This is a genomic window from Fulvivirga aurantia (assembly GCF_009711475.1).
GTDB classification, from domain to species: Bacteria; Bacteroidota; Bacteroidia; order Cytophagales; family Cyclobacteriaceae; genus Fulvivirga; species Fulvivirga aurantia.
This window is the reverse complement of record NZ_SMMD01000742.1, coordinates 1-6,973: the sequence shown is the minus strand read 5'-3', so window position 1 is coordinate 6,973 and position 6,973 is coordinate 1. Positions and strand designations below refer to the sequence as shown.

The following is a 6,973-nucleotide window of genomic DNA, read 5'->3' as shown; positions in this document are numbered from 1 at the left end:
TTTTTCGGCTAATGTTCTTAATTAGCATATTTTATTCTAAGTTTGGGATGGACATTTTTTTTATTAACCTAAACAAAACAATATGAAGAAGTTTTTACTGCTTAGTTTCATGTTGATGTTCGCATTCACGTTTAGTGAATCGTGGGCTCAAGAACGTACAGTATCCGGTAAGGTTACTTCCGTAGAAGACGGATCTACCCTACCTGGTGTAAACGTGGTTGTCAAAGGGACGACTACGGGAACAGTTACCGATATTGATGGTAACTATAAATTGACAGTACCTTCTAGTGCTAGCACACTAGTATTCTCATTTATCGGTCTAGCAACTGAGGAGATTGAAATCGGTACAAGATCAGTTATCGATGTTGCAATGTCTCCAGACGTACAGCAATTATCTGAGGTAGTTGTTGTAGGATACGGTACAACTCTTAAAAAGGAATTTACTGGCTCATCAGTTTCAGTTTCTTCAAAGCAAATTGAAAAACTTCCTGTAACAGGTGCTGATCAAGTCCTTCAAGGTCTGGCTGCAGGAGTTCAAGTTACTTCTGCTTCTGGTACCCCAGGCGGTGGAATTAGTGTAAGGGTTCGTGGCCAAACTTCTATTTCTGCTAGCAATGATCCATTGTATGTTATAGACGGTGTGCCGGTAGTTAGCGGAAATATTCAACAAAGTGGTTTTGGTGGTCAAGGTGGTAATGCGCTATCTGCTCTGAATCCAAATGACATTGAATCAATTGAAGTATTGAAGGATGCTTCGAGTACTGCTATTTATGGCGCACGTGCAGCTAATGGAGTTGTTCTTATTACAACGAAACGTGGTAAAACAGGTAAAACAAAATTAAATGCAGGTTATATGCGTGGTTTTGGTGAGCCTACCAACGTTATAGATGTGCTGAATGCAGATCAATGGGAGATGATTATGAACGAAGCAAGACTGAATGATGGACTTGCTCCTGTAGAATATGATGAAACTCCAAATGCAAATGTTGATACGGATTGGTTAGATGAGGTTTTCAGAACAGCCGATATTGAACAATTCAATTTAAGCTTAAGCGGTGGAGATAGTAAAACTCGTTATTTCGTGAGTGGAAGTTATAGAAATGAACAAGGTACTATGCTTGGATCTGGTTACCAACGAGCCACTACAAGATTAAACCTTGATCATACCGCAACTGAAAAGTTTAGCTTTGGAGCATCTATTGGCCTTTCATTTGATAAGAACGAAAGAATACAAAATGATAACAATATCTATGGTGTACTTTCAACAGCTTTATTGACCGCTCCAAATATTCCTGTTTTTGTTTTAGATGAAAATGGAAACCCAACGGATGAGTATAGTGATGAGCCTCCTTTTGCCAACCCTGTAAGATCTGCATTATTACCTAGGTTTGACAATAAAACTAAAAAGGTAATAGCTAACACATATTACAAATATGAAATTGTTTCTGGTGTTACTGCTCAGTTAGATGCATCGTTAGATTGGACAGAATTAACTGAGGATCACTATATCCCAGCAAGCACATTTCAAGGAGCACCTAATGGAGTAGGTAACTACAATACAAGAGAGCTAGCAACTACAGTTCTTGAGCCTACTTTAAGAATTAATAAGACTTTAGGCTCAGATCACAATATTTCTGCTGTAGTCGGTGGAACTTGGCAAAACAGAACTGATTTTAGAAATAGTGTTTCTGGAAATGGTTTTTCTAGAGAATCTTTAACTTACTTAACTTCAGCATCAACAATTACGGCTGGTAGTTCTTTAAGAAGAGATTATGCTTTTAATTCTGTTTTCGCTAGAGCAAGCTATAGCTATCAAGGTAAGTATTTAGCTACTGCTACTGTTAGAAGAGATGGATCTTCAAGATTTGGACCTGATAATAGATTCGGAACATTTTATGCATTTTCTGTTGGATGGAATTTTTCTGATGAGTCATTCATGGATGGGATAGAGTGGTTATCACTTGGTAAGTTGAGAGCTTCATATGGTAAAACAGGTAATGATAGAATTGGAGATTTCACATACCTAGGTACTTGGACTGGTGGTGCAAACTACCTTGACCGCCCTGCAACTGCACCAGTTAGAATTGCTAATAATGAGTTGAAGTGGGAAGAAACTACTACATATGATATTGGATTAGAATTAGCATTATTTAACAACAGGTTAAATATTAATGCAGGCTATTTCGATGGTTCTACTGTAGATCTACTCTATGCTAATCCTATACCTGAATCAACGGGTTTTGCAAGTGTACAAGATAACATTGGAGAAATAAGAAACTGGGGTTGGGAATTTGATGTTAACTCTGTTAACGTTAATACAAACGGTTTTAAGTGGTCAACTACTTTTAACATTTCCTTCCTAGATAACGAAGTAGTTTCGTTATTAGATCCAGAACCAATTTTGTCAGGTTTCGGCAGTGCAATTATTGAGGGAGAACCTTTAAATACATTTTATTTATATGATTTCATAGGAGTTGATCCAGCAACTGGAAACTCAATGTATACAGATGTTGATGGAAATGGAACGATAAACTCAGAAGATCAGACAATTGTAGGTAACTATCAGCCAGATTTCTTAGGTGGTATCACCAATAGTTTCTCATACAAGGGAATTTCCCTTGATGTATTCTTCCAGTTCATTCAAGGTGTTGATGTTTATAACAACAACAGGCAGTTTATGGAACACTTAGGTACTAGTGCTTGGGGTATGGATGCTTCTGTTCTTAGAAGATGGAGACAGCCAGGTGATATTACAGATATTCCAAGAGCAGCAACCGGAGCCACTGTAGGCTTAAATAATGCTGATAACTCAAGATTTTTGGAAGACGGGTCGTACCTAAGATTAAAGAATGTAACTCTGGGTTATGATTTCCCTCAAAATTTAGTTTCAAAGTATGGGCTAGGATCATTAAGATTATATGTAACCGGACAGAATCTTCTGACATTTACAGAGTATAGCGGATTTGATCCTGAAGTAAACGTTTTCAATAATACTAGTACTGCTCAGGGAACTGATTTTCTTACTTACCCTCAGTCAAAAATGTTATTGGTTGGAATTAACGTAGGACTATAAAAAAATATAAGATGAATAAATTAAACTCTTTCCTTTTGATGCTCGCGCTTATAGTAAGTGCAACAGCATGTGAGGATTATATTGATAAGCAACCAGTTGATCAAATTGGTGATGAAATTGTAATTGAGGATTTGGAAAGCCTTGATGGAGCAGTTCTTGGTATGTATAGTAGTTTGCAGTCTGGTAACCAATATGGTGAATTGCAGATATTTATGCCTGGAATTCTAAGTGATGAAATGGTTTTTACCGGGACCTTTCCAACTAAACAAGATATGTCGGTTAATAATGTAACTGCTGAAAATACCACAATGAGAGGTGTTTGGTCATCTCCTTATGGGACGATATTTATAGCTAATACCGTTTTGGAAAGAGCATTGAATGCAGGTACTGAGGAGGAAGTTGCTCCTTTCGTTGCTGAAGCCAAGTTTGGAAGAGCATTAGCTCATTTTAATTTGGTTAAACTTTGGGGTGCTGTTCCATTGGCTCTTACCTCAGACGTTGGTGTGACAAGCGAATTGCCTAGAACACCTGCAGCTGAAGTTTATGCTCAGATAATTGCTGACTTACAAGAGGCAATGGCAGATTTGCCTTTAGCTTCTGAAAGGACTGATCCTGAGAGAACAACGCGAGCTACTAAAGGAGCAGCTCAAGCACTACTTGCAAGAGTAGCTTTATATTCAGGAGATTTAAATCTTGCTGGACAAATGGCAGATGCTGTTATAAATAGCGGTGAATACACATTAGATCCTACTTACAGCAATCTTTACAATAATGATGCGACTTCTCCTGAAATCATATTTGAATTATTTGCAAGTATTCAGGATGGTAACAGCTTAGGTTTCTTTGCCCAGCCGGTTGGGGCGGGAGGTAGATATGACTACTCGCCAAATCCAACTTTAGAGGCGCAATATGCAAGTGGAGATGAAAGGGCTGAGCTAATTGTTCCAAACTCTGCTGATGCAGGAGGTATCTTGGTAACTAATAAATACACAGATGCTACAAATGGTACTGATCAACCAATTGTAGTACGTTTGGCTGAAATGTATTTAATTAGGGCTGAGGCCAACAATAGCGTGGCAGACTTAAATACAGTTGCTAGTCGTTCTAACGGAGCTACTTACGCTTCTTATAACCAGTCAAACATGTTGCTTGAAAGAAAGCTTGAATTAGCCTTTGAAGGACATCGATGGAATGATCTAATAAGAACGGGACAAGCAAACGCTGTAATGAGTGCAGTGAAGCCGGCTTCATGGGACGCCACAGACATATTGTTACCAATACCACAGCGTGAAATTGATCAAAATCCTACACTTACGGCTTCTGATCAAAATCCTGGTTATTAATTATTTAAAGAAACAATAGATATGAAAATTATAAATAAATTCAGTTTATTCTTGATCGCATTTGCTGTAATCTTTACTTCAGCATGTGATGAAGAAGATGGACGAACTACATTCGAAGGGCCATTTTATGTGCAGTATACCGGAAGTAGTGCTTCTGTGAGTGAGGCTGATACTACAACTGTCATTAAGGTTGAAGTAAGTAATGTAGGGCCCACGCTCAATTCGGATATAATTGTGAATTATACTGTAGAAGGTGACGCTGAAGTAGGAGTGGATTACGAAATTTTGCGAGGTGGTACACCTGGTCAAATTGTCATACCTGCGGGCGAACACTTTGGAGTTATAGAACTTCGTACGATCAACAATGATGAAACAGATGGAAATAAGTCAATTGATTTGACCCTTACAAGTGCTAATAATGGACTTGAAGTGGGTAGAGGAGCAATTGGTACAACGTACTCGCTAAGTATTAGTGATGACGATTGTCCATTTGATATAACCACGTTTCCTGGTACATACAATGTATCGTGGGTGCAGTCATCAGGTTGGATATGGGACGCTGGTGAGAATACCGGATATGTGTCAAATCTAACGGCAACATCAGAAACTAATGTTTTTGGTACTGATAACTTATTAGGTGCTACAGATGGAGGACAAAATGATGTTCAGGTTGTAAATCTAGTTGTGGATGTTGATGCTGAAACTGTAGGTATAGATAATTCTAATGGTCCCCAAGAGTTCTATAAAAATACTTCAGATTTACAGCGCTATGCAGTTGGTACTGGTGAAGGTGCAGTTGGAACTTGTGGCCCTACCTTTAGTTTTAGTTACGATGTGCTAAGGGAGGACCAAGCAACTGTGGCTGTTTCTGTTACCGCTACTTATGAGAAGGCGAATTAATTTTAATATAAAGAAATTAAATAATGAAAATATATAATTATTTGACGAAATTAAGCTATGCTGCTGCCTTTACCTTGGTACTTGGAGCGTGTAGTGACGATGATGATACAAGTCAGTATTATCAGGAAAATCTTCGAGACATCACTGTAGCCCAGTATATTCAAAATGGAGCCAATACGGAGGCTGGTAGTTATAATACACTTAACGCAGCAATTGAAAAAGCTGGGCTTAGAGCTACTTTAGAGTCTGGAAACATTACATTATTTGCACCAACTGATGCAGCCTTTGCAGCAGCTGGTATAGATATAAGAGATGTTGATGCCAGTACCTTGGCGGATATTCTATCTTACCACGTTATAGACAGTGAAGTAGAATCAGATGCGCTTGGAAATGAATTAACTACTGTACAAGGTACTGATATAATTGTAAACGGTTTATGCTTGAATGGCAATGTAGGTATTGCATCAGCTGGCTCTGATATAAATGTTAATAATGGAGTTATTCATAGTGTAGACAACGTGTTAATGCCTCCTAGTGGCAATTTGGTTTCAGTAATTGGTGATTTTGCTTCTGCTACTGACGCTGAATTAACATTACTTCAAAATGCCGTTGTAAAAGCAGGTTTAGACGCAACACTTGCAGGAAGCAGTAAGTTTACATTACTTGCGCCTACAGATGCTGCAATGACTGCTGCTGGATTTGATCAGGCTGGTATTGACGCAGCAACAGCTCAAGAACTAGAAGACTTTCTTTTATTTCACGTAATTCCGGGTGGTAGTTTGGCATGTGGTTTAACTGAAGCTTTCGAAGCTTTGGATCCAAGTAACTTTAGAACTGATGTCTTTTTAAGAACTGAGACTGCTGCAGGGCCGTTGTCAACTACAAAGGGAGTTGATATCTCAATTGGAGATGATGGTTTAGAAATAGAAGGTGCGGTTGTTGAGAACTCTGATATAATAGCATCGAATGGTGTTATACACATAGTAGATGCAGTCGTAACACCTAAACCTACTATTGCAGAAGCATTAAATGAACCAAATATTGGATTATTTCAATACTATAGAACACATAGGTTTTCTGAAATACTAGATAAATCTGGAGTTACGTATGACCTAAATGGTTCTGTAATTTTGTACGTACCTAGTACATTTGCTGTAGATACGTATTTAGATAACTTAGGTACCGATGTTGCTACTTTGTCTGTAACAGAGGCAGCAGATTTAGTGAATTTCCATGAGTTTAACTTACTATTTAGCGAGCTAGTGTCTGAAACTTACATCAATAATGCAGATACAACAGGCACATTCCTTTATAACTCTAACAGCGGAGGAGACTATCTTAATTTGCTGACAAATGGTTTTGTAGGTTTTTCAACTTTAGATGAAAGCTTTATTTTAGATACAGATAGATCAGGTTTAGGTTTCGGATTTCTTGCTGGAGCATCTTGGCAGGACGAGAGACTGTACAATGGTTATGTTACAACTTCAACTAGTGTATTGGCCGATGTTTCGAGTAATAGCATTTTAGATGAGTTAGTTGCTGATGGTAATTATACAACATTAGTAGCGGCATTGGAAGAAACAGGCTTAGACGAATTAGTAGATGAGGGAAATGTTATATTATTTGCACCAACTGACGCAGCGTTTAGTGCTATTGG

The 6,973-nt window shown here is 38.2% G+C and carries 4 protein-coding genes; all 4 read left to right on the top strand.

Translation table 11 applies throughout. From position 1 onward, the window contains the following. Positions 1-82 precede the first annotated feature (82 nt). Positions 83-3,073 carry a SusC/RagA family TonB-linked outer membrane protein gene (locus E1176_RS08805; protein ID WP_155210241.1) on the top strand — a complete coding sequence of 997 codons (2,991 nt, stop codon included), beginning with the start codon at positions 83-85 and terminating at the stop codon, positions 3,071-3,073. A gap of 11 nt (positions 3,074-3,084) precedes the next feature. After that, positions 3,085-4,416: a RagB/SusD family nutrient uptake outer membrane protein gene (locus E1176_RS08800; protein WP_155210240.1), complete on the top strand. Its 1,332-nt coding sequence runs from the start codon at positions 3,085-3,087 to the stop codon at positions 4,414-4,416. Between the two features lie 21 nt (positions 4,417-4,437). Then, positions 4,438-5,316 carry a Calx-beta domain-containing protein gene (locus tag E1176_RS08795; protein WP_155210239.1) on the top strand — a complete coding sequence of 293 codons (879 nt, stop codon included), beginning with the start codon at positions 4,438-4,440 and terminating at the stop codon, positions 5,314-5,316. A 23-nt stretch (positions 5,317-5,339) separates the two neighbouring features. Then, positions 5,340-6,973 (top strand): fasciclin domain-containing protein (locus E1176_RS08790; protein WP_155210238.1); only part of this gene is annotated, 1,634 nt, incomplete at its 3' end.

Excerpts from the sequence above, each read along its gene's own strand:
- E1176_RS08805 (WP_155210241.1), top strand. The coding sequence starts at position 83 with ATGAAGAAGTTTTTACTGCTTAGTTTCATGTTGATGTTCGCATTCACG.
- E1176_RS08800 (WP_155210240.1), top strand. The coding sequence starts at position 3,085 with ATGAATAAATTAAACTCTTTCCTTTTGATGCTCGCGCTTATAGTAAGT.
- E1176_RS08795 (WP_155210239.1), top strand. The coding sequence starts at position 4,438 with ATGAAAATTATAAATAAATTCAGTTTATTCTTGATCGCATTTGCTGTA.